General features: G+C 63.4%; 25 protein-coding genes. 10 read left to right on the plus strand and 15 right to left on the minus strand.

Annotation, left to right across the window (positions count from 1 at the left end):
- The 6 genes from AC1D05_RS03270 to AC1D05_RS03295 all read right to left on the minus strand — a co-directional run.
- Positions 1 to 195, minus strand: a 195-nt coding sequence (locus AC1D05_RS03270) for a transposase (RefSeq protein ID WP_477438159.1), incomplete at its 3' end; no start/stop codon positions are given.
- A 97-nt stretch (positions 196 to 292) separates the two neighbouring features.
- On the minus strand, positions 293 to 2,068 hold the full coding sequence (locus tag AC1D05_RS03275; RefSeq protein WP_477438161.1) for a tetratricopeptide repeat protein: 1,776 nt from the start codon (positions 2,066 to 2,068) through the stop codon (positions 293 to 295).
- A gap of 183 nt (positions 2,069 to 2,251) precedes the next feature.
- Positions 2,252 to 2,689: a DUF1284 domain-containing protein gene (locus AC1D05_RS03280; protein ID WP_477438163.1), complete on the minus strand. Its 438-nt coding sequence runs from the start codon at positions 2,687 to 2,689 to the stop codon at positions 2,252 to 2,254.
- Positions 2,686 to 3,279, minus strand: coding sequence for a biotin transporter BioY (locus AC1D05_RS03285; RefSeq protein WP_258584980.1), 594 nt, complete (start codon positions 3,277 to 3,279; stop codon positions 2,686 to 2,688). The genes AC1D05_RS03280 and AC1D05_RS03285 overlap by 4 nt, the downstream gene beginning before the upstream one ends.
- Positions 3,280 to 3,476: 197 nt before the next feature.
- Positions 3,477 to 4,145, minus strand: a complete 669-nt coding sequence (locus AC1D05_RS03290) for a GntR family transcriptional regulator (protein ID WP_477438165.1) — start codon at positions 4,143 to 4,145, stop codon at positions 3,477 to 3,479.
- An 85-nt stretch (positions 4,146 to 4,230) separates the two neighbouring features.
- Positions 4,231 to 4,836, minus strand: coding sequence for a TetR/AcrR family transcriptional regulator (locus AC1D05_RS03295; protein WP_477438167.1), 606 nt, complete (start codon positions 4,834 to 4,836; stop codon positions 4,231 to 4,233).
- 100 nt (positions 4,837 to 4,936) lie between these two features.
- Here AC1D05_RS03295 and AC1D05_RS03300 point away from each other — a divergent pair, with 100 nt between their 5' ends.
- The gene (locus AC1D05_RS03300; protein WP_477438169.1) at positions 4,937 to 6,373 is read left to right on the plus strand and encodes an MFS transporter; all 1,437 of its coding nucleotides are present in this window, start codon (positions 4,937 to 4,939) and stop codon (positions 6,371 to 6,373) included.
- A gap of 17 nt (positions 6,374 to 6,390) precedes the next feature.
- On the opposite strand, the gene AC1D05_RS03305 is transcribed toward AC1D05_RS03300, so the two are convergent.
- Positions 6,391 to 7,407: a polyprenyl synthetase family protein gene (locus AC1D05_RS03305; RefSeq protein WP_019856937.1), complete on the minus strand. Its 1,017-nt coding sequence runs from the start codon at positions 7,405 to 7,407 to the stop codon at positions 6,391 to 6,393.
- Positions 7,408 to 7,609: 202 nt separating this feature from the next.
- Here AC1D05_RS03305 and AC1D05_RS03310 point away from each other — a divergent pair, with 202 nt between their 5' ends.
- The 7 genes from AC1D05_RS03310 (at position 7,610) to AC1D05_RS03340 (ending at position 11,953) form a co-directional block, all read left to right on the plus strand.
- Positions 7,610 to 7,834, plus strand: a complete 225-nt coding sequence (locus AC1D05_RS03310) for a putative signal transducing protein (protein WP_027041409.1) — start codon at positions 7,610 to 7,612, stop codon at positions 7,832 to 7,834.
- Positions 7,834 to 8,634, plus strand: a complete 801-nt coding sequence (locus tag AC1D05_RS03315; protein WP_477438171.1) for a tRNA1(Val) (adenine(37)-N6)-methyltransferase — start codon at positions 7,834 to 7,836, stop codon at positions 8,632 to 8,634. Before AC1D05_RS03310 ends, AC1D05_RS03315 begins: the two co-directional genes overlap by 1 nt.
- A 79-nt stretch (positions 8,635 to 8,713) precedes the next feature.
- On the plus strand, positions 8,714 to 9,574 hold the full coding sequence (locus tag AC1D05_RS03320; protein ID WP_477438173.1) for a S49 family peptidase: 861 nt from the start codon (positions 8,714 to 8,716) through the stop codon (positions 9,572 to 9,574).
- A gap of 140 nt (positions 9,575 to 9,714) precedes the next feature.
- Positions 9,715 to 9,900, plus strand: a complete 186-nt coding sequence (locus tag AC1D05_RS03325; RefSeq protein WP_013896713.1) for a membrane protein — start codon at positions 9,715 to 9,717, stop codon at positions 9,898 to 9,900.
- A gap of 5 nt (positions 9,901 to 9,905) precedes the next feature.
- A complete protein-coding gene (locus AC1D05_RS03330) occupies positions 9,906 to 10,814 on the plus strand; it encodes a 4-(cytidine 5'-diphospho)-2-C-methyl-D-erythritol kinase (RefSeq protein ID WP_477439091.1) in 909 nt (302 codons plus the stop codon).
- A 1-nt stretch (position 10,815) separates the two neighbouring features.
- Positions 10,816 to 11,370, plus strand: a complete 555-nt coding sequence (gene moaB, locus AC1D05_RS03335) for a molybdenum cofactor biosynthesis protein B (RefSeq protein WP_477438175.1) — start codon at positions 10,816 to 10,818, stop codon at positions 11,368 to 11,370.
- Positions 11,371 to 11,512: 142 nt separating this feature from the next.
- A complete protein-coding gene (locus tag AC1D05_RS03340; protein ID WP_477438177.1) occupies positions 11,513 to 11,953 on the plus strand; it encodes a GFA family protein in 441 nt (146 codons plus the stop codon).
- 6 nt (positions 11,954 to 11,959) lie between these two features.
- Here AC1D05_RS03340 and AC1D05_RS03345 read toward each other — a convergent pair whose 3' ends face one another.
- A complete protein-coding gene (locus tag AC1D05_RS03345) occupies positions 11,960 to 12,934 on the minus strand; it encodes a hypothetical protein (RefSeq protein ID WP_477438178.1) in 975 nt (324 codons plus the stop codon).
- Between the two features lie 145 nt (positions 12,935 to 13,079).
- A complete protein-coding gene (locus tag AC1D05_RS03350) occupies positions 13,080 to 13,607 on the minus strand; it encodes a glycosyltransferase (RefSeq protein ID WP_477438180.1) in 528 nt (175 codons plus the stop codon).
- Between the two features lie 150 nt (positions 13,608 to 13,757).
- Here AC1D05_RS03350 and AC1D05_RS03355 point away from each other — a divergent pair, with 150 nt between their 5' ends.
- Both AC1D05_RS03355 and AC1D05_RS03360 read left to right on the plus strand, forming a co-directional pair.
- Positions 13,758 to 14,912 (plus strand): PA0069 family radical SAM protein, encoded by a 1,155-nt coding sequence (locus AC1D05_RS03355; RefSeq protein WP_477439093.1) that lies wholly within the window; start codon positions 13,758 to 13,760, stop codon positions 14,910 to 14,912.
- 146 nt (positions 14,913 to 15,058) lie between these two features.
- Positions 15,059 to 15,754 carry a ribonuclease HII gene (locus tag AC1D05_RS03360; protein WP_477438182.1) on the plus strand — a complete coding sequence of 232 codons (696 nt, stop codon included), beginning with the start codon at positions 15,059 to 15,061 and terminating at the stop codon, positions 15,752 to 15,754.
- A 97-nt stretch (positions 15,755 to 15,851) separates the two neighbouring features.
- Here AC1D05_RS03360 and AC1D05_RS03365 read toward each other — a convergent pair whose 3' ends face one another.
- The 6 genes from AC1D05_RS03365 to AC1D05_RS03390 form a co-directional block, all read right to left on the minus strand.
- Entirely contained in the window at positions 15,852 to 16,343 is a 492-nt protein-coding gene (locus AC1D05_RS03365) for a F0F1 ATP synthase subunit B (protein ID WP_477438184.1), read from the minus strand.
- 10 nt (positions 16,344 to 16,353) lie between these two features.
- The gene (locus AC1D05_RS03370) at positions 16,354 to 16,956 is read right to left on the minus strand and encodes a F0F1 ATP synthase subunit B (protein ID WP_477438186.1); all 603 of its coding nucleotides are present in this window, start codon (positions 16,954 to 16,956) and stop codon (positions 16,354 to 16,356) included.
- A gap of 62 nt (positions 16,957 to 17,018) precedes the next feature.
- Positions 17,019 to 17,243, minus strand: coding sequence for a F0F1 ATP synthase subunit C (locus AC1D05_RS03375; protein WP_013896722.1), 225 nt, complete (start codon positions 17,241 to 17,243; stop codon positions 17,019 to 17,021).
- Between the two features lie 87 nt (positions 17,244 to 17,330).
- A complete protein-coding gene (locus AC1D05_RS03380; RefSeq protein WP_477438188.1) occupies positions 17,331 to 18,089 on the minus strand; it encodes a F0F1 ATP synthase subunit A in 759 nt (252 codons plus the stop codon).
- Between the two features lie 56 nt (positions 18,090 to 18,145).
- Entirely contained in the window at positions 18,146 to 18,553 is a 408-nt protein-coding gene (locus AC1D05_RS03385; RefSeq protein WP_477219702.1) for an AtpZ/AtpI family protein, read from the minus strand.
- A gap of 255 nt (positions 18,554 to 18,808) precedes the next feature.
- Complete coding sequence (locus tag AC1D05_RS03390; protein ID WP_477438190.1) at positions 18,809 to 19,993, minus strand: cell wall hydrolase; 1,185 nt, start codon at positions 19,991 to 19,993, stop codon at positions 18,809 to 18,811.
- Positions 19,994 to 20,168: the final 175 nt, after the last annotated feature.

Here is a 20,168-nt window from a genome sequence, read left to right on the forward strand (position 1 = left end):
CAGAGCCTTGAACATCAAGGTCGGGTCGAGCGGCGGGCGGCCATTGTCGGGGCAATACAGCGGCGCGGTCAGATCGTGGATGAAGGAGAAATCGATCAAACGGTCGATCTTGCGCAACAGGTGATCAGCCGGAACCAACTGATCCAGCGTTACCATCTCGAGCGCGGTCTGTTCAGGGGCGGGTCGCTTCAACATGGCCCAGTGAATCAAAAACCCCCGGCAAATGCCAGGGGTTTGTCAGCAGTCTGACGGGGCTCCCAAAGAGCCCCGTTCGCATTTCAAAAAGCCGACTTCAGCCCTTCGGAGCAGGCACCGGCTCGGGCTTGACCTTGGGAGTTTCCTGCGCCGTGTTGGACTCGATCGGCGGCAGGCCCTTCATCAGCTTCTGCTGCAAGGTGGCCAGCACATCGGGATCCGGCTTCAGGTCGCGGGCCTGGTTCCACTGGAAGGTGGCTTCCAGCTTGCGGCCGACGCGCCAATAGGCGTCGCCGAGATGGTCGTTGAGAACCGGATCTTCCGGCTTGAGCGAGACGGCGCGTTCCATCTCGCGCACCGCGTCATCGAACCTGCCAAGGCGGAAATAGGCCCAACCCAGTGAATCGACGATGTAACCGTCGCTCGGCCTGAGATCGACGGCCTTCTGGATCATCGCCAGGCCTTCCTTCAGGTTCGTGTTCATGTCGACCCAGGAATAGCCGAGATAGTTCAGCACTTGCGGCTGGTCGGGCTGCAGCTCCAGCGCCCTGCGGAAATTCGGCTCGGCCTTCGGCCATTCCTTCAGCCGCTCATAGGCGATGCCGCGCTGGTAGAAGATGTTCCAGTTGGCCGCGGTCGGCGTCTTCAGCACCTCGACGGCCTTGTCGTAGAGATTGGCGGCCGAGCGGAAATCATCCTTCGAGGAATAGACCCCGCCGAGCGCCAGATAGGCACGCATGTCGTCCGGATGGGCCTCGACGAAGGCCTTCAGATGGGTGATCGCCTCGTCGTGGCGGTCGAGATCGGCAAGGTTGAGGCCAAGCTGCAGGTCCGAAAGCTCCTTCAGCGGCGAAGAATCAGGGATCCGCCGATAGAGCGCGATGGCGCCCTCGCCGTCCTTCAGCTGTTCGGCGACGGCGGCGAGCTGCACCAGAGCCGCGTCGCTGTCAGGCCGCAGGGCGAGCGCATATTGCAGGTAAAGGCGAACGAACGGCTCGCCGCCGCCACGGTTGAGCGCGGTGGCGAGATCGAGCAGGATTTCGGAAGCACCGTCGGCCGGGCCGGAAACGAAGGGCGCGATCTTGTCGCCCTTGGCGATCCTGTCGCGCAAAGCGACGATTTCCAGCTTGCCCGGCGAAAACGCCTCGGCCTGGTCGAGCACCGAGACCGCCTTGGCCTTGTCGCCCTTGCGGGCCAGGAACGAGGCATAGGCCTGCGCGTTGCGCATCCATGTCTCAGGCGCCGCACCGCCGGCAGTGGTGTCCTGCATCGTCGCGGCGTAGATCGCCTCGGCCTTTTCGGGCATGTTCGACGCATCCGCAATCAGCGCGCGGTGGAAGGATTTGAACAGGCCGAACCAGTCCGGCCCCTGCAGCTTGTCGATCGAAGCCATCGCATCGCTGGCCTGGCCGGAACCCTGTTCGGCCCAGCCGGACATGACGCCGGAGATCAGCCGGTCGAGATCGGATTCCAGCGACAGTTTGAGCCAGTATTGCGCCTTGGTGAAATCCTTCTTGTGAAAGGAATCGACCGCCAGCGCCAGGCGCGAGAAGCGCTCGACATCGGGCACTTCCTTGAGCTTGTCGGCATAGACGAGGGATTCATCGAAGCGGCCTTGCGCGATCAGCGACAGCATCAGGCTCTGCTGCAGGGCGGTGTCGCTCGGATTAAAGGCCAAAGCCTGCTTATAGTAAGCGATGGCGCTGTCGAGGTCATTGTCGCCTTCCGCGATCCGGGCAGCCAGATAGGCGCCCGAGAACGATGAGATCTTGACCGGTTCGGTGGATTGCTTGGCATAGGCCGGCAGAGCCGAAATCGCCATGCCCGTCACAATTGCCAGCCTTGTCAGCCAGCGCGCACGTCCTTGCTGCATCGTATCCCTTTCAGCCAGGCGCCATCTCCGCGTCAGCGGGATCGACGTAGACTCGATCTTTCCGGGCAAAGCATGGCCTTTTTGGGGTCGCGCTTCAATCCGCCTGAAATTCACAATCGGGTCAGCCGATTAACAAACCATGGCTGGAGGGGATTTTCGACTGAGGAAAAGCCGGCGTCAAGGTCAGCCGGGCACGACGGATCGCTGTATTTTCGTATCGGGAAAGCCGCCGGCCGCTATCGCGCTGCACAGTTCGTTCCATTCGCAGCCGTCGCAAGCCTTGCGTACGCCACGAACGGAAAACGCCAGCCGCATCCGCGCCAGGATTGCCGCATCGAGATCGAGGCGGACGCCGGCCTGGATCGACCGAGCCAGCAGATCCCCGACATCGCGTGCGGCAAGCCGGTCCCGTTCTATGACGCTCTCGTTGAGGCAATGCGGTTCCGGCTCGTCGAGCAACGGCGCGCAGACATTATCCGGGCCGGTGACGAGGAGGATGTCCTCGCCCCGACTCAGGCGCTCCGCGATCCCGTCATAGTTGGCGGTGAAGGCGGGGCTGTATCCCTTGCCCACATAGGTGAGCAGGCAAAGGAGGTGATGGGCGCGCAGCCTTATCGTCACGGATTGGCCGGCTTCGCCTTGCCGCCGCGAAGCGCCATCAATGTCGCCGCACCAAGCGCCGACTTCAGCAATCCGCCGACGATGAACGGCAGGAAGCCGAAGGTGATGGCCTTCTCAGTGCCGATCATGACGGCGAGCCATGCCGTGCCGAGCACCAGACAGGCAAGATTGCCGAGCAGCATGGCGGCGAAGGCAAGCAGCACCCTGTTGCCGTTCCAGCCGCGTTCGGCCAGCCAGCCAACCAGCGCGCCGGTGACCGGGAAGGCGAAGAGATAGCCGCCGGTTGGGCCGACGAAATGCGCTACGCCGGCAGCGCCGCCAGCCAGCACCGGAAAGCCGGCAGCACCCTCGACAAGCCACGCCGCGATGGTGACCGCGCCAAGCCGCCAGCCATAAAGCGCGCCAATCAACGTCACGGCGAAGGTCTGCATAGTCACGGGGACAGGCACCATCGGCACTTCGATGTAGGACGACAGCGCTAGGAACAGCGTGCCGAGCACGACGGCTCCAACCTGCCAGGCGAGCGAGCGATCCTGGAGCCGGAGCGGGCTGAAGGACGGCTTGCTGGATGTGAACGCGATGTCTGTCATGAGGTTTCCTTCGACTGATTTGAAATTATAGATAATTTCCGTTTTCGATCTATTATCGAATCCACATTTTCGCTGAGATAGCAAGCCTTCCCACGACAAAGACCGTCTGAGCTGCGTCGCGACGCGCTTCAGATCACTGTTTTATGCGTGTCGTGTTCCCAAAACTGGGGGGGGGGCCCACTTTTGGGCGATATGCATCAGCCCACGATCGCGAAGGCTTCGCGCGTCGCGCCAGACGCCGTCTTGACCGGCTTGCGGCCAATCCACTGGACATGCCGCCCCAGCGTCGCAGCGGCCGATTCGGTGTTTCCCTGCCGCAAGGCGGTCAGGATCGCACGATGGTCCTGGTCGGTGCGTGTCTCCCACTCCAAGCGCCATGCGGCGAAAAGGAAGCGGGCGCTGGCGGCATGCAGATCGTCGATGGTGGCGAGCAGGCGCGGCATGGCGCATGGCGCCAGGATCAGCCGATGAAAGACACGGTTGGCTTCCTCCCAGGATCTGACGTCACGGGATTTGTCGCCGGCCTTGGTCGCTTCCTCGGCGAGATCGAGAATGGCTGACGTCAGATGCGGCGCGGCGTGGCGCAGCGCCAGCACTTCAAGGGCGGCCCGCATCTCGGCGACTTCCTTGACCTCGCCGAGATCGAAGGCCGCGACGCGCACGCCGCGGCGGGGCTCGCTGACGGCCAGGCCTTGCGCCTCGAGGCGGCGGAAGGCCTCGCGCGCCGGAACATGGCTGGTGTGGAATTCCTCTGCGACATGATCCTGGCGCAGCCGGGCGCCAGGCTCGATCGCGCCCGAGATGATGCGGTCCGCCAGCACCTTGCTGATGCGCACCGCGATGGTGTCGTCCGTGCCCTTTGCCATGTTTTATAGATAATTTGCGGCAGGGCTGCTTGTCGAGACGGCGAGACCGGTATTCTCACAACTGGCTGGCGAACGGTGCCGAAATTCAGGGGCGCCCCGCCAGCCTTGCATCCAGCATCTGCATGGCGACCGTGATGAGATCGTGCAGGCGCCTGGTTGACACGCCGTCACGTGCCTGCACGGAAAGTCCGTGCATGAGCGTGGCGTAATAGTCGCCCAGCGCCACGGCATCCGTGTCCGGCTTCAGTTCGCCGTCCCGAACAGCCTCGTTCAGCCGCTCGACGATCGATACTGTGCGCGCCCGGCGGTGCTGTGCCAGCCATTCCTGGACGCGGTCATTTTCGACGGCGCAGTTGGTGGCGGCCGATACGACCATACAGCCCTGCGGCCGTCCCGGCTTGGTATAAGTTTCGACGGCCTCGCGCAGCATTCGCTCCATGGCGCGCCGGGCGGTCGGCTCTTCCGCCAGGGCTCGCGTGGCGAATCCGCCTTCATTGGCCTCATAGAGCCCGACCGCTTCCCGAAACAGATCTTCCTTCGAACCAAAGGCCGCATAGATGCGCGCCGAGGCGATGCCGAGCACCGAGACGAGATCGGCCATCGAGGTGCCTTCGTAACCGCGCGTCCAGAAGGCATCCTGTGCCTTCTCCAGCGCCTGATCGCGGTCGAACTCCCTTGGCCTGCCCGCCATCGCGAACTCCATTTTTTATCGATCAACAAATAATCCACTTGACTCCGGATTGCAAATTCTAATTCTTTGTCAATCGATAAAGAATCAATCGGAGACTGACATGAGTTCACTGGATCAAGGCGCGCCGCTGGATGTCGCGCCAACTCAAGCGGAGGCTGGCAGCAAACGCGGCGCCACGCTGGCGCTGCTGGCCTTCGCCCAACTCATCATCGCGCTCGACCTCAACATCGTGTTCGTGGCGCTGCCGGAGATCGGCTCCGGTCTCGGTTTTTCCGGCCAGACATTGCAATGGGTGGTGAGCGCCTACACGGTCTTCACCGGCGGCTTCCTGCTGTTTGGCGGCCGCGCCGCCGACCTCGTCGGCCAGCGCCGCATCTTCATCTTCGCGCTCTGGCTTTATGCGCTTTCATCGCTGCTTGGTGGCCTCGCCTGGTCGCCCGGGATCATCATCGCCGCGCGCGCCGTGCAAGGCATTGGTGCTGCCTTCCTGTTTCCGGCGACACTGTCGCTGATCAATCGCCTGTTCGCGGAGGGGCCGGAGCGCAACCGGGCACTCGCGGTCTGGGGCGGCGCCGGGGCAAGCGGCCTGACCCTCGGCTCGCTGGCGGGCGGGTTTTTGACCAGCGCTTTCGGCTGGCCGTCCGTCTTCTATGTCAATGTAGCGCTGGCCGGTGTCGCCATCGTTGCCGCCTTTGCCATCATCCCACGCGATCCGAAGCGGCACGAGCAGCGCAATTTCGACCTGCCCGGCGCGCTCACTGTCACAGCGGGCGCCACGCTGCTGGTCTTCACGCTGGTTCAGGGACCGGACTATGGCTGGACATCATCAACAATCCTCGCCACCGCCTTGCTGGCGGCATTCTTCCTGATCGTCTTCACCGTGATCGAGGCAAGGAGCGCCGACCCGCTGATGCCGCTGCGTCTGTTCCGCAACCGCAGCCTGGTCGCCGGCATGACGATCACCTTCCTCTACATGGGGACATTTGGAGCCCTGCCATATTTCCTGACCGTCCTGCTGCAGACCGTGCATGGCTTCACCGCGCTGGAGACCGGCCTCGCCTTCCTGGTGCCGTCGATCGCCATCGCCTCCGGCACTCAGCTCGGCGAACGGCTGGCGACACGTTTTTCGACACGCTCGACCCTGGTTGGCGGCATGATCATCGGGGCAATCGGCACAGGCTTGATGGTCCTTGGCGCGTCGGCCGAGAGCAGCTACGCCGCAATCGTTCCCGGCCTGATCATCTCCGGTGTCGGGCAAGGCATCGTCTGGACCGCGATGTGGATCGCGGCCGCTTCGGGCGTCGCGCATGACGAACAGGGCGTTGCCTCTGGCATGGCCTGCACAACGCTCAACATCGGTAACGCCATCGGCATGGCGACATTGATCGCGGTCGCCAACAGCCATATTGCGGCACTAACGGGCGATGCGCTGAAGAGCGCGATCTCCGACGGCATAGGGCTTGCCTTCTGGCTCGCGGCGGCAGGCATCCTGATCAGCCTGCTGGCCGCAATGGCCCTGCCGGCAAAAGCCAAATAGCTGGCGCTCCCCCCGGGTCAGTTCACCCGGCTGATGCAGAAATCGATGACGTCGATCAGCGCCGATTTCTGCGGCGTCTCTTCCAGCGGCGCCAGTGCGTCGCGGGCGATCTCGCCGAAATGGCGGGCGCGGCCGATCGTGTCGGCGATGGCGCCGTGGCGGGTCATCAGGCCGATCGCCTTTTCCAAGCCCGCATCATCGACGACATTGTCCTCGATGGCGCGCTTCCAGAAGGTGCGCTCGGCCTTGGTGCCGCGCCTGTAGGCGAGGATGACAGGCAAGGTCACCTTGCCCTCGCGGAAATCGTCGCCGACATTCTTGCCGAGGTCCTTGCTGGTACCGCCATAATCCAGCGCATCGTCGATGAGCTGGAAGGCAAGGCCGAGATTCATGCCGTAGGAGCGCAGCGCCGCGCGGTCATTGCGGGTCGCCTGGGCGATGACCGGGCCGACTTCAGCGGCAGCAGAAAACAGCGCGGCGGTCTTGGCCTTGATGACGGCGAAGTGCTCGTCCTCGGTGGTTTCGAGGTTCTTGGCGGCGGCAAGCTGCATGACCTCGCCCTCGGCGATGATCGAAGCGGCGCTGGACAGGATGTCGAGCGCTTCGAGCGAACCGACATCGACCATCATGCGGAAGGCCTGACCGAGTAGGAAGTCGCCGACCAGCACGCTTGCCTGGTTACCCCAGATCATGCGGGCGGTCTTCTTGCCGCGGCGCATGCCGCTCTCGTCGACGACATCGTCGTGGAGAAGCGTCGCTGTATGCATGAACTCGACGGAGGTGGCGAGCTTGACATGGCCTTCGCCGGCATAGCCGAACATCTGCGCGGCGGCGAGCGTCAGCATCGGCCTGAGCCGCTTGCCGCCGGACGAGATCAGATGGTTGGCGACCTCCGGGATCATCTCGACGTCGGAGCCGGCCTTGGACAGGATCAATTCGTTGACGCGACCCATATCGGCCGCCGTCAGATCGATGAGATCCTTGATGGAGGCGGGTTCCCGCTTCCCGTTTTCAATGTTGAGAACGACACCCACGACAATCACTCCCGTCTTGGTATAACGCGTGCGACGGCACCCTTAGTCCCGATACGGACTCTAGGGCGGCGGACACGGCCACGGCAAGTGGCGAATTGGCGCGGCGTTGGTGACAGCCTGTTAACCGAGCCGGAGGGAGCGAGGCGCTGCCCCGGAATCCCCGCCCGTTTACATCAATAGCGCAAACTGCGAGTTTCACACGATGATAGAACTTGTCCGCACCAACGATGCCGTGATCATCTCCTTTGTCGAATCGCTGATGCGCGACGCCGGCATCGCCTGCTTTGTCGCCGATCAGAATATGAGCATTCTCGAAGGGTCGATCGGTCTTTTGCAGAAGCGCGTCATGGTCGACGCTGACCAGGCCGATGCCGCGCGGCGTATCCTCAGGGATGCCGGCATCGCCAACGAAATCCGCACAAAATAATGTCGGCCGCGCCAGCCGCCCTCGCCTCGGACACACCGGCTCATACGGTCGATGCCTTCCATCGCGGCCGGTTCTGGCTCGTGCAGCCCAAGCATGGCGGCCATCGCGCCGGCATGGATGCGATGATGCTGGCGGCGTCCGTGCCTTCCGGCTTTGGCGGGCGCCTCGCCGATTTTGGCGCCGGAGCCGGCGCTGCCGGCCTGGCGGTGCTGTCGCGCTGTCCGGCTGCCCAGGCCGTGCTTGTGGAACGTGCGCCGGAAATGGCGGCCTTCGCATCGGCTACCCTTGCCCATCCCGGCAATGCCCATCTCAGCGATCGTGCCTCGGTGCTCGTCGCCGATGTCGCGGTGTCGGGCCAAGCCCGGGCTGCGGCCGGTCTCGCCGACAATGACTTCGACTACGTCATTATGAACCCACCCTTCAACGCTGCCCGGGACCGCGCCACGCCGGAGCGCCTGAGAAAGGAAGCCCATGTCATGGAGGACGGGCTGTTCGAAAGCTGGATCCGCAGTGCAGCGGCGGTGGTCAGGCCCCGCGGCGGGTTGGCCGTCATCGCACGGCCCGAACAGCTCGCCGCCATTCTCGACGCGATGTCAGGCCGTTTCGGAGATGCCGAGATGCTCGCCGTCCACCCTCGCCCTGACGCTGCGGCGATCCGCATCATCGTGCGGGCGGCACTCGGGGCGCGTGGAAAACTCGCCATCCGCCCGCCTCTGATGCTTCACGCGCGGTCGGGCAATGGCCCTGATGAACGCAGCGAAATGATCACCAACGGTCTCGCCTCGCTGTTTGGAGATTGAGCTATTCCTGGCCGCCGCATTGCCGTTGGCCGGGAAATCCCTACATGCCTGCAACCCATCGACCGGAGACCGCGCCCTCGTGAAACGCCTTTTCAACCGACTGCTGCCGAAATCCTGGCGCTCCACCGTCGTCGTCATTCCGGTCATCCGGCTGCACGGCACAATCATGTCGGGCGGCCAGTTCCGGCAGAATCTGTCGCTGGCCTCCACCGCCGGCCTGATCGAGAAGGCGTTTTCCTTCGACGCGCCGGCGGTCGCCGTCTCGATCAATTCGCCCGGCGGCTCGCCGGTGCAGTCGCGACTGATCTTCAAGCGCATCCGCGACCTGGCAATCGAAAAGAACAAGAAGGTGCTGGTCTTCGTCGAGGACGTCGCAGCCTCAGGCGGCTACATGATCGCGGTCGCCGGCGACGAGATTTTCGCCGATCCTTCGTCCATCGTCGGTTCCATTGGCGTTGTCTCGGCTTCGTTCGGCTTCCCGGAACTGATGAAGAAGATCGGGGTCGAGCGCCGTGTCCACACCGCCGGCCAGAACAAGGCTGTGCTCGATCCGTTCAAGCCCGAGAAGAAGGAGGACGTCGAGCGGCTGAAGGCTTTGCAACTCGAGGTGCACGACACCTTCATCGATCTCGTCAAGGAGCGGCGCGGCACGAAGCTGAAGGACGATCCGGACCTGTTCACCGGCCTGTTCTGGACCGGCAAAAAGGGTCTGGAGCTCGGCCTCGTCGATGCGCTCGGCGATATGCGCACGGTGCTGAAGACCCGGTTCGGGGCGAAAACCCAGCTGAGATTGGTCTCGGCGCCACGCGGTTTCCTCGGCCGCTTCGGCCTGTTCGGTTCCAGCAAGGGCTTTTCAGCGCCCGATATCGCGGCGGCTGCCGCCAGCGGCGTCATCGATGCGGCGGAAGAGCGCGCATTGTGGGCTCGCTTCGGGCTTTGAAAAACCGGCAAAACCGTCTAGCATGAGTGGTTGTAGTCCTATGCGTGCCGTTTTCCCAAAACCGAACACAGTTTTGGGCGACATGCATTAACCGACCCTACCGGCCGCCTTCGCCGGCCCAGCGTGGGAGGAGTTTTGGCATGCCGCAGATCATTTTCTTCACCGTCGTTGGCGTCGCCGCCTATTTCGGCTACCGCACCTTCGTGCGCGAAGCCGAGCGCGTGACGGCCAAGGTGCGGCGCACCGAAAAGCAGGCGGCCAACGGCGCGATGGGAACGCTGGTCAAGGATCCGAAGACCGGCGAATACCGGCTGGCCAAGGACTGAGCATCATTTCGCTTACATCAGTTGCGGCGGACACCGACGCCGGTGCGCGGACTTGGCACGCGCATGCCAAGATCAATCTGGCGCTCCATGTCACCGGCCGGCGGCCTGACGGCTATCACCTGATCGAAAGCCTGGCGGTGTTCACGCGTTTTGGCGACCGGGTCGAGATCGCTCTCGCCGACGACGATGAGTTTGCCGTGTCCGGCCGTTATGCGCCGGCGGTTCCCATAGACGCCAGCAATCTGGTGCTCAAGGCGCGCGATGCCTTGCGAAGGGAGGCCGGCCCTGAGCGAGCCCCGCCCGTCTTCATAAAACTCGAGAAAAACCTGCCGGTGGCCTCCGGCGTCGGCGGCGGGTCGAGCGATGCGGCGGCCGTGCTGCGCGGACTGGCGCAGACCTGGGGCCTGGACATGGACGATGCCGGGCTGGCGCGGATCGGTCTCTCGCTTGGCGCCGATGTGCCGATGTGCCTGGCGGCAAAGCCGCTGGTGGCGCGCGGTATTGGTGACGAATTGTCGATGGTGCCGGATTTTTCGGCGCTGGGACTGGTGCTGGTCAATCCCGGAACGCCGGTCTCGACGGCTGAAGTGTTCGCGGCACTTTCCCGTCGCGACAATGAGCCCCTGCCGCCGCTGCCGCGCCGCATCGATTTTCACAGCCTGCGCAACTGGCTGGAGATCACCCGCAACGATCTCGAATCGGCAGCCCTTGTGATGCAGCCGGCCATAGGCAGGGCGCTGTCATGGCTTGATAAGGCCGGATCGGGATTTTCACGCATGTCCGGATCGGGCGCGACATGTTTCGGCCTGTTCGAGACTGGCAATGTCGCCAAGCGCGCGGCAGCCGAGATCCGCGGTCGCCAGCCCGACTGGTTCGTCGCCGCGACGCGCAGCACGTCATCGGAGGCTGAGTGAAATGGCCAGACTTGACGAGAGCCGTTCGTTCATTCCGGTGCGCATCGCGGTGCTGACCGTATCCGACACGCGCAGCCTTGCCGATGACAAATCCGGCCAGACGCTGGCTGACCGCATCACCGAGGCCGGCCACATCCTGGCCGCCCGCGACATCGTCACCGATGACCGCGACAGGATCCGCGATACGGTGCTGGCGTGGTCGCGGGACAAAGATATCGATGTTGTCATCACCACCGGCGGCACCGGCTTCACCGGGCGTGACGTGACGCCGGAGGCGCTGGAGCCGATCTTCGAAAAGCGCATGGACGGCTTTTCGGAAGTGTTCCACCGCATCTCCTACGACAAGATCGGCACGTCGACGATCCAGAGCCGGGCGACCGGCGGCGTCGTCAACGCCACCTTCGTGTTCGTGCTGCCGGGCTCGCCCGGCGCCTGCAAGGACGCCTGGGACGGCATCCTCAAGGCGCAGCTCGATTACCGCCATATGCCCTGCAATTTCGTCGAGATCATGCCGCGCCTGGACGAGCATCTGCGGCGCGGAACGTCGAATCCGTAAGAGCCGAGGCAAAGCCCCGGTTTCATGCCGCGTTTGCCAGGTGGAACGGCACCGGCGCCTTCCAAACGCCATTCCAAACCGGATGCCGGAGCAAGTACCTTCTCGTGGAAGGGCAATAGCCGATCCCGACAAGGAAGATGCGATGACCGAGCATACCGGCGGATGCCATTGCGGCAACATACGCCTTCGATTTTCAACCGAGTTCGATCCCTCGCAAATCGAAATCCGTGCCTGCCAATGCGCGTTCTGTGTCAAACACGGCTCGCGCGCCGTCGCCGATCCGGACGGCAGGCTGATCATTTTGGTGAAGGACGCCGAGCGATTGCGGAAATACCGGTTCGGGCTGAGGACGGCCGACTATCTGATCTGCGGGGAATGCGGCGTCTATGTCGCTGCAATCGCCGGAGACGATGTAATCGCCGGAGAGGACGATGCGAGGGCAATCGTCACCATCAACGCGCTGGATGAGCAAAGGGCGTTCAAGCGTGAACCGATCCCTGTCGACTTCGACAGGGAAAGCAGAGAGCAACGCCAGGCCAGGCGCCGCCTTCGCTGGATGCCGGTCGAGATGCGTTTCGACTGATCTCGCTCAGCGGATGACCGGCTCGCCGTGAAAGCGCCGGCGCGAGGGGCGCGAAACACCGAAGCCGACTTCCATCATCAGCCGCGGCGTGCGCGCCGGCACGGTGCCCATGTGGAACCCGAACGGGTCCTCGACGAAGCCGAGGCCAGCCTCTCCAGTCAGCGTCACCGGGCTCTGCTCGCCATAGACGTCCAGCACCTCCTGGGCGGGATGACCGACCAGCAGGGTGAGCTGATGCTTTATGGCGCGCCTGTTATGGCTGCCCCTGACATAGACATGCGGACCTGTGTCGGCGTCGACAGGCTTGAGGTAGAAGAAGAACTTCAGCATGCGCCAGTCGTCGAGGTCGAAATGATACTTGCCGAGCGAGGCGAGGTTCTTGTCGGCGTCCGAGGCCTCGCCGGTCGGAAAGCTCCACCAGACGCGTGTCGTGATCAGTTTCGCCTGGCCGCCGAGGTAGTGCGCGGCGACGTCGAGAAGCAGCGGATCGCGCTGTATGGCGAGTGCCGCCGGACAGTCGAGGATGCGCTCGAAATAATGCCCGCTGAGCAGCGAGCGGCCCAGGCGTTTCTCGGCCTGCGCATGGTCGCCCGGCATGAACTCCAGACGGCGGTCGAAATTGCCGAAGCAAGGCGTACGTCCCGCGAAATCCGCGATCTCCTGATGAATTTCCGAAGGCAGGACCAGGCCTGAAAACAGGCCGTCGGAACGCAGCGCATCGACCACCGCCGCCCGCTCGACATCGGTAAACATCGTATCCCCGGCATCGGCGGCCAAACGGGCGCGTTTTGCACCGAGCCAGTGCATGCGGCGCCCAGGCATGGTGCGCGCCAGCATGAACATCGGCAGCCAGGCAGGGTTTTCGCGAAGGTCCGTGAGATAGGTCGGAATGCGCACGGCAATGCGCCGCAGCAGGCTGCCATTGCGCGCAATGGCCTCGAGACTGGCAGCACCGGATTTGTCAGGGGTTGAAAGGTTCATCGGGTCCTCTTCTATGAGCGTGACACCCGATGCCGCATCGGTGTTCACCACTCGCATGACCCAAACCCATTCACCCGCTTCAGAGGAAGGCTAACCCCACGTCAGATTTTGTGCAATGCACAATGGACAGAGCAGTTGCAAAAAATCACTTCGGTGCGCGGTGCTGCTGCTTCGGCGGCGCCACCCAGATCTCGGCGTCGAGCCTCTTTGTCGCCAGGCCACGCGCCAGCGCCTCGGCGCTGCCGGCGCTCTTCGACAAGGACGCGGCTTGCCGTTTGCTGATCACCAGCCCATCGGCGAGCGCACGATTTCCTGAAAAGACCCGAGCTAGGAACGGCGTGCGGCTGCCGCGCGCCCGAGAGAATCGCGCCGCCATGGTTTGCCTGCCCGTGTGGACGACGACCGCTTCAATCCAGCCTTCCACCAGCCGCGCGCCCGGCTCCAGCAGCAGCAGCCAGTCACCCTTGGCCTGCCTTATGCCGGCGGCGATACCGCCGCTTGCCACATAGTGGCAGCCGGCATGCTCGGCGACATGATGCGTCTGGTCGGTGGAACCGGCATCACAGACGACGACCTCGCGCACCACGCCCTCCACCGCGCCGCCAATCAGCGAGGCGAGCGTACGGGCGAGAGCCTCCTCGTCATTGCGTGTTTCGATGAGAACACTGAGCATGTTTAGCCGAATAGCGGAAAGCCGCGCACAGCGCCAGTTTTTGCGGCGCAGCATAAAAAGTTCTTGCTTTGTTCTCATCGGCAAAATAGGAATAATTTCATGAGCAGAGCGATTCGACACAACATGGACAGTCCCTGGGAGCGGGCCAAGATGGAACCGATCGTGCGCGCCGACATTGCAGCCTTCGGAGCAGGACGCGCCGAGATGGCCAATGCGATGATCGAGCAGAGTGGCATGCGCATCCGTCCGGACCGCAATCGCGGCCGGTCGGCGGGCATCAATCCGTCCGGCAGGTTCGAACCTGTCAGCCGGCATGTCTTCGACGACGGCTGGAGTTCGCTGGAAGAGCTGCCGCCGTTCAAGACCGAGGTGCAGGTGGAAAAGCCGCGCACCATCATCACCCGCAACGAATCGCCCGACATCTCCTTCGACCGGTCGATCAACCCCTATCGCGGCTGCGAACACGGCTGCGTCTATTGCTTCGCGCGGCCGACGCACGCCTTCATGGGCCTGTCGCCGGGCCTGGATTTCGAATCCAAGCTGTTCGCCAAGCCGGATGCGGCGCGGCTGCTCGACAAGGAGCTGTCGAAGGACGGCTACCAGCCGCGCACCATCGCCATCGGCACCAACACCGATCCCTACCAACCGATCGAGAAACAATACCGGATCATGCGCGAGATCCTCGAAGTGCTGGAAGCGCGTGGCCATCCGGTCGGCATCGTCACCAAGTCCGCCCTGGTGACGCGCGACATCGACATATTGTCGCGCATGGCCGAGCGTGGGCTGGCCAAGGTGGCGCTGTCGGTGACGACGATGGACCGCATGCTGGCGCGCACCATGGAGCCCCGTGCGTCGACACCGACCAAGCGGCTGGAGGCGATCCGGCAGCTCTCGGATGCCGGCATCCCGGCTTCGGTCATGGTGGCGCCGATCATCCCCGGCCTCACCGACCAGGAAATGGAACGGATCCTCGATTCGGCGCATGCGGCCGGCGCACGCGAGGCGGGTTATGTCGTGCTGCGCCTGCCTCTGGAGGTCAGCCCGATCTTCAAGGACTGGCTGCTGCGCCACTATCCCGACCGCTATCGCCACGTCATGTCGCTGATCCGCTCGATGCGCGACGGCAAGGATTACGATTCGGAATGGGGCAAGCGCATGAAGGGCGCCGGACCCTACGCCTGGCAGATCGGCCGGCGCTTCGAGATCACCGCCAAGCGGCTCGGCCTCAATGCCGAACGGCGCACGCTGCGCACCGACCAGTTCGTCGCGGCTGGAAAAGACCAGGAACAGCTGATGCTGCTCTGAAAATTCGCCGTGGCGGTTTGACCTGCCACGGCAAGAAATCCCGTCCGGCCTGCCCCGGCCTGCAGACGGTGCCCTCCCGGTCCGGCGCCCCACCCGACCCGGAGGGACTTGCGGAGAATCGGAGCCGATGCGAACCTCGCCGCAACATGGCTCGCGCGCGTTCCGATTCTCCGCTTCTCTTCGAAATCGTCGAGAAACCCGATTTCTCCTTCGAGACGAAGGCGATGGCCGACGGGCTGTGGCCGGTCGCTGGGATGGACGAGGCTGGCCGCGGCCCGCTGGCCGGGCCGGTGGTCGCCGCAGCTGTTGTGCTCGACCCCGCCAACATCCCCGAAGGCCTCGACGATTCCAAACGTCTCAGCCATTTGCAGCGCGAGGCGCTGTTCCTGCGCATTCTGGGCTCCGCACAGGCGGTTTCGATGGCCTCGATCAGCGCCGAGGGCATAGACGGCAGCAACATCCTGAAGGCGAGCCTCGAGGCGATGCGCCGCGCTTTGGTCGGACTGTCGGTTCGGCCGAAGCTCGCGCTTGCCGACGGACGCGACGTGCCGCCGGGACTGCCGTGCGACGGGCGCGCGCTGATCAAGGGCGACCAGCGCTCGCAGTCGATCGCTGCCGCCTCGATCGTCGCCAAGGTGATGCGCGACCGCATGATGTGCGGCTGCGGCAACCACCACGACCGCTACGGTTTCGAGGTCCATATGGGCTACGCCACGGCCCGCCACCGCACGGCGATCGAGGCGCATGGCCCGGTGGCACGACTGCACCGCGTATCGTTTGCGCCATTCAGGCTTGGCGGGGCTGAGGTGGTTGAGGAAGAGGGCTTGGCCGGGCTGGACTGAGCGCCATCGTTATCTCTCGGAGCTTGGCGGCTTCAGCGCCCCAACAAAAAAGCCGCCAGGTTGCCCGGGCGGCTTTTTGATTTTCAAATGTTGTAGCTCAGTTGAGCTTCGCCTTCACATCCGCGAGCGATGCCTTGAACAGGTCGGCTCCGGCCTTGACGTCGACCTTGGCGGCCAGCAATGCGCGGGCGGCCTCGACGGCGATGTCGACGGCGCTAGCACGGACTTCGGCGACCGCGTCACGCTCAGCCTGACCGATCTTCTGTTCGGCAAGCGCGGTGCGCCGGGCGACATAGTCCTCGGACTTCTTATGCGCATCGGCGGCGAGCATTTCGGCTTCGCGCTTGGCGGCCGCGACGATGTCGGCAGCCTCCTGCTCGGCTTCCTTGCGCTTCTTCTTGTACTGGCCGAGCAGTTGCCGGGCCTCGTCACGCAGCTTGCGGGCTTCTTCGAGCTCACTGCTGATCCTGGCGGCGCGGGCGTCGAGTGCCTTGGCGATCATGCCAGGCACCTTGATGTAGATGGCGACGCCCAGGAAGATGATCAGGGCAATCGTGGCCCAGAGCGTTGCGAGAGATGTGGCGTCCATAATGCGCTCCTCACCGGGCCACGGATTTGACCGCGGCCGCGATCTCGGCCTTGCTGGCCTTGCCGCCGCCGACCAATGCCTCGACGATTTCCGAAGCAGCGCCCTCGGCAATGCCACCGACTTCCTTCATGGCGTTGGCCTTGATGGAAGCAATGCGTGCCTCGGCCTCGCCAAGCTTCTCGTCGAGTGCGGCTTCGACCTTCTTGCGAGCGGTCTCAGCTTCCGTCTTGGCAGCATCGGCGGCCTGCTGGCCGATCGAATTAGCGTTCTTCTTGGCTTCCGCCAGTTCCTGCTCGTAAGCAGCAACGGCGGCGTCGGCCTCGCCCTTCAGCTTGCTCGCCTGATCGAGATCCTGGCTGATGCGATCGTTGCGGACATCGATGATGCCGCCAACGCGCGGCATCACGACCCGCTTCAGGAAGAGGTAGAACAGCCCGAAAGTGATCGCCAGCCACAGAAGCTGCGACGGATACGTCGCAGGATCGAATGGCGGAAACGTGCCGTGCGCCTCCGCAGGCACGCCGGTGGCGGAGTGCGTGTCGCCTCCGGTCGCGGCATGGCTGGTATCGGCGGCAGGCGCGGACTCTTGCGCGAAGGCAGATGTCACGAACATGGACTATCCCCAGATATCAGGCCCGCCGCTTGCGCGGCCGGCCTGTCCAATCTTCCCAAAGCTCAGCCGAACAGGGCCAGCAGCGCGATGAGAAGCGAGAAGATGCCCAGAGCTTCGGTCACGGCGAAGCCAAAGATCAGGCGGCCGAACTGGCCGTCAGCAGCCGACGGGTTGCGCAGCGCGCCCGAGAGGTAGCTGCCGAAGATGTTGCCCAGGCCAATGCCCGCGCCACCCATGCCCAGGCAAGCGATGCCGGCGCCGATGTACTTTGCTGCTTCTGCGTCCATTTGTTCAACTCCTTTGGATCTGAAAATTCCGTTGGTATTCCATCCGGCGCCAATGTTGGAAAACTCTTGGGCCGGAAACTCTTAGGCCTAGTGCCCGGGATGCAGGGCGTCGTTGAGATACATGCAGGTCAACACCGCGAAGACGTAGGCCTGCAGGAAGGCGACCAGCAATTCAAGCGCCGTCAGCGCCACCGCCATCGCCAGCGGCAGGATCGAGCCCGCGACACCGACCGCGCCGAGCGCGGAGAGGCTGACGACGAAGCCCGAGAACACCTTCAGCGTAATGTGGCCGGCAAGCATGTTGGCGAACAGACGAACCGAGAGGCTGACCGGGCGCGACACGAAGGAGATGACTTCGATCAGCACCACCAGCGGCAGCAGGAACACCGGCACGCCATGCGGCACGAACAGCTTCAGGAAACCGAGACCGTGCTTCATGAAGCCATAGACCACCACGGTTCCGATCACCAGGGCGGCGAGGCCGAAGGTGACGATGATGTGGCTGGTGATGGTGAAGAAATAGGGGAACAGGCCGAGCAGGTTGGCGACCAGCACGAACATGAACAGCGAGAACACGAACGGGAAGAACTTCATGCCCTGCGTGCCGGCGGCATCGCGCAACATGTTGCCGACGAATTCGTAGGCCATTTCGGAGATCGACTGCAGCCGGCCGGGAACCAGGCTGCGGCTCGACGTCGTCAGGAACAGGAACGCAGCCGCGACAACCACGGTCGCGACCATGAACAGTGCCGAATTTGTGAAGGACAGGTCGTAGCCGCCGATGTTAATCGGAACCAGCTTGATGATATGGAACTGGTGGATCGGATCGACCTTGTCAGCTGCCACGTTCTAACCCCGTCAATGCCGCGTACGGCCTAATTACCATTGCCGCGTAAGGGCGGCTATTTCCTGTCGTCCCGGCCAGAGCGCGATTTATCGCCCTGTCCGAATTCTGCCACAACGCCCGCTGAACGCATGACATTGAGCACGCCGGCGCCAAAACCAAGCAGCAGGAAAACGATCAGACCCCACGGCGATGTCCCCGCCATACGGTCGATGATCCAGCCGATGCCGGCGCCCACCACCACGCCAGCGATAAATTCACTGGAGAGTTTGACCGCCTGGCCATATCCGGCCGCACTGCCCGCTTTCGCGTCGTCTTTCCCCTCGAGCCGGTTCGGCAGCCTTGTCGCAAGCGATGCTTCAAGTTCACGCCGACGTCGCTCAAGATCGTCGTCGCGGATGCCGGTTTCATGCTGATTGCCGCGGCCGGTTTCTCCGGTTCCGTCTGGCCCATTCTTGTCGGCCATCGCAACCCCCCTGCCCGGTCAGACCGTCACCGTCCGTCCGCTTCTAAAGTCGCCGGCAACATAGTTAGAGGGGTTGCGCCCGTCAAGCCACGGGCGGAAGTTCATTGCCATGTATTTTAGGCAATAAAATCAATCAATTAGAGAGGTGCGACATCGTGCCCGTCGCGATGATGGGGATAGGTTGCGCGAATCCCCCTGGCAATGGCTCGCTGATCGAGCCTGTGGCTGATGGAAAAGACCAGCGGCCGACGAACCTCAGCTCCAGCCGCCGCCATAGGTGCGGTAGAAGATATGCAGACCGATCTTGGTCATCTTCTGCATGGTGCGCGCCCAGCCCGGATGAACATATTGGGCATAATAATGGGTCGACGATCCGACCTCCGGGATGAAGATCTTGCCGGCGGTGACGGCCATGGCAATGTCCTGCGCCGTTTTGTAGGCGACCGGGCTGTCGATGCGCTTCCTCCTGCCGTCGCAAGCGAAGGAGAACTGGCAACGGTTGAACCAGCTGTCGTTCTGGTAGACGACGCCGCAGATCGAATTGGGATAGGCGGGATTGCGGACGCGGTTGAGGATGACCTGGGCAACGGCAGCCTGACCGCGCACGGATTCGCTTCTCGCCTCGAAATAGATGCCGTTGGCCAGGCATTTTTGCTCGGGCTTGGAGAAGACGCTCTCCGGCAGCGGGTTCTGGATCCACGAATGGTCACCCTTGGCCATCGGCGGAATGAAGCGGCCGCTGTTGGGCTGCTCGTCCTGCAGCAGGGCTTCGAAGGGTGAGGCCTTGGCATAGTCCGGCTCGGATTGCGCATAGGCCGTCGCCAGAATATCGGGATGGTCGTTGTTGACCAGGGCGGCAAGCATGGCCGGCACGCCGGGATCCGGCTTCTTGTCCTCCCGCGCATGGAATGCGGCGGCGATCTGGATTTCCTTGCCTTTGATCTGAGGCTTGGCGAAGGCCATCTTCAGGTCGCCGTCCATAGTCGGCCGCATCAAGGAGGAGGTCCGCTGGAAGATCGAACCGGCGTTGAAGTTCTTCGGCGGTGCAACGGGAGACATCTGGACGATGCGGCCCTTCTTGTCGGCGCGCATCACGCGATCCTCGTCGGGCGAGCCGCTGACCTTGCCGCCCTTGCCGCGGAACGACACGTTGCCGACGCCCGCCAGGTGAATGCCCGATCCGGAGATCGAGCCGGTGACGTCGGAATCGACGAAGGGCATCTCGGCGGCATGGGTCGAGCCGGCGACGGATCTCTCGACATAGGAATTCCAGCGCGCGGTCGGCGATTCAAGGCCGGAAACGAGGCTGGTCATGTCCTGGTAGGCGGCGACGGTCGGGAAGCCGATCCAGATGCCGAGACCGATGATGAACGGAGATACGAAGCTGCGTTTCTTCTCACCGGCGGCGGCAACAAGCCGCTTCAACACACGTCGATGCACGGAACACTCTCCAGGAACGCTACTGACCCCACTGGAGAGCAAAATGATGCATTAACCTTGATGGGACGTTAACGGGATCGATCGGGTTTTCTCAGTCGGCTCAAGGTCGTGATTTCGAAGTCGGGCGGTTTTGCGGCGGGATGGCGACGGAACGCCCGCCAATCCGCGTTCCCGG

This window comes from Mesorhizobium sp. P2_E9 (assembly GCF_056403815.1).

Coding starts and splice junctions, on each gene's coding strand:
- AC1D05_RS03275 (WP_477438161.1), bottom strand. CDS start 2,068: ATGCAGCAAGGACGTGCGCGCTGGCTGACAAGGCTGGCAATTGTGACG.
- AC1D05_RS03285 (WP_258584980.1), bottom strand. CDS start 3,279: ATGACAGACATCGCGTTCACATCCAGCAAGCCGTCCTTCAGCCCGCTC.
- AC1D05_RS03290 (WP_477438165.1), bottom strand. CDS start 4,145: ATGGCAAAGGGCACGGACGACACCATCGCGGTGCGCATCAGCAAGGTG.
- AC1D05_RS03295 (WP_477438167.1), bottom strand. CDS start 4,836: ATGGCGGGCAGGCCAAGGGAGTTCGACCGCGATCAGGCGCTGGAGAAG.
- AC1D05_RS03300 (WP_477438169.1), top strand. CDS start 4,937: ATGAGTTCACTGGATCAAGGCGCGCCGCTGGATGTCGCGCCAACTCAA.
- AC1D05_RS03310 (WP_027041409.1), top strand. CDS start 7,610: ATGATAGAACTTGTCCGCACCAACGATGCCGTGATCATCTCCTTTGTC.
- AC1D05_RS03315 (WP_477438171.1), top strand. CDS start 7,834: ATGTCGGCCGCGCCAGCCGCCCTCGCCTCGGACACACCGGCTCATACG.
- AC1D05_RS03325 (WP_013896713.1), top strand. CDS start 9,715: ATGCCGCAGATCATTTTCTTCACCGTCGTTGGCGTCGCCGCCTATTTC.
- moaB (WP_477438175.1), top strand. CDS start 10,816: ATGGCCAGACTTGACGAGAGCCGTTCGTTCATTCCGGTGCGCATCGCG.
- AC1D05_RS03340 (WP_477438177.1), top strand. CDS start 11,513: ATGACCGAGCATACCGGCGGATGCCATTGCGGCAACATACGCCTTCGA.
- AC1D05_RS03345 (WP_477438178.1), bottom strand. CDS start 12,934: ATGAACCTTTCAACCCCTGACAAATCCGGTGCTGCCAGTCTCGAGGCC.
- AC1D05_RS03350 (WP_477438180.1), bottom strand. CDS start 13,607: ATGCTCAGTGTTCTCATCGAAACACGCAATGACGAGGAGGCTCTCGCC.
- AC1D05_RS03355 (WP_477439093.1), top strand. CDS start 13,758: ATGGAACCGATCGTGCGCGCCGACATTGCAGCCTTCGGAGCAGGACGC.
- AC1D05_RS03360 (WP_477438182.1), top strand. CDS start 15,059: ATGGCTCGCGCGCGTTCCGATTCTCCGCTTCTCTTCGAAATCGTCGAG.
- AC1D05_RS03365 (WP_477438184.1), bottom strand. CDS start 16,343: ATGGACGCCACATCTCTCGCAACGCTCTGGGCCACGATTGCCCTGATC.
- AC1D05_RS03370 (WP_477438186.1), bottom strand. CDS start 16,956: ATGTTCGTGACATCTGCCTTCGCGCAAGAGTCCGCGCCTGCCGCCGAT.
- AC1D05_RS03375 (WP_013896722.1), bottom strand. CDS start 17,243: ATGGACGCAGAAGCAGCAAAGTACATCGGCGCCGGCATCGCTTGCCTG.
- AC1D05_RS03385 (WP_477219702.1), bottom strand. CDS start 18,553: ATGGCCGACAAGAATGGGCCAGACGGAACCGGAGAAACCGGCCGCGGC.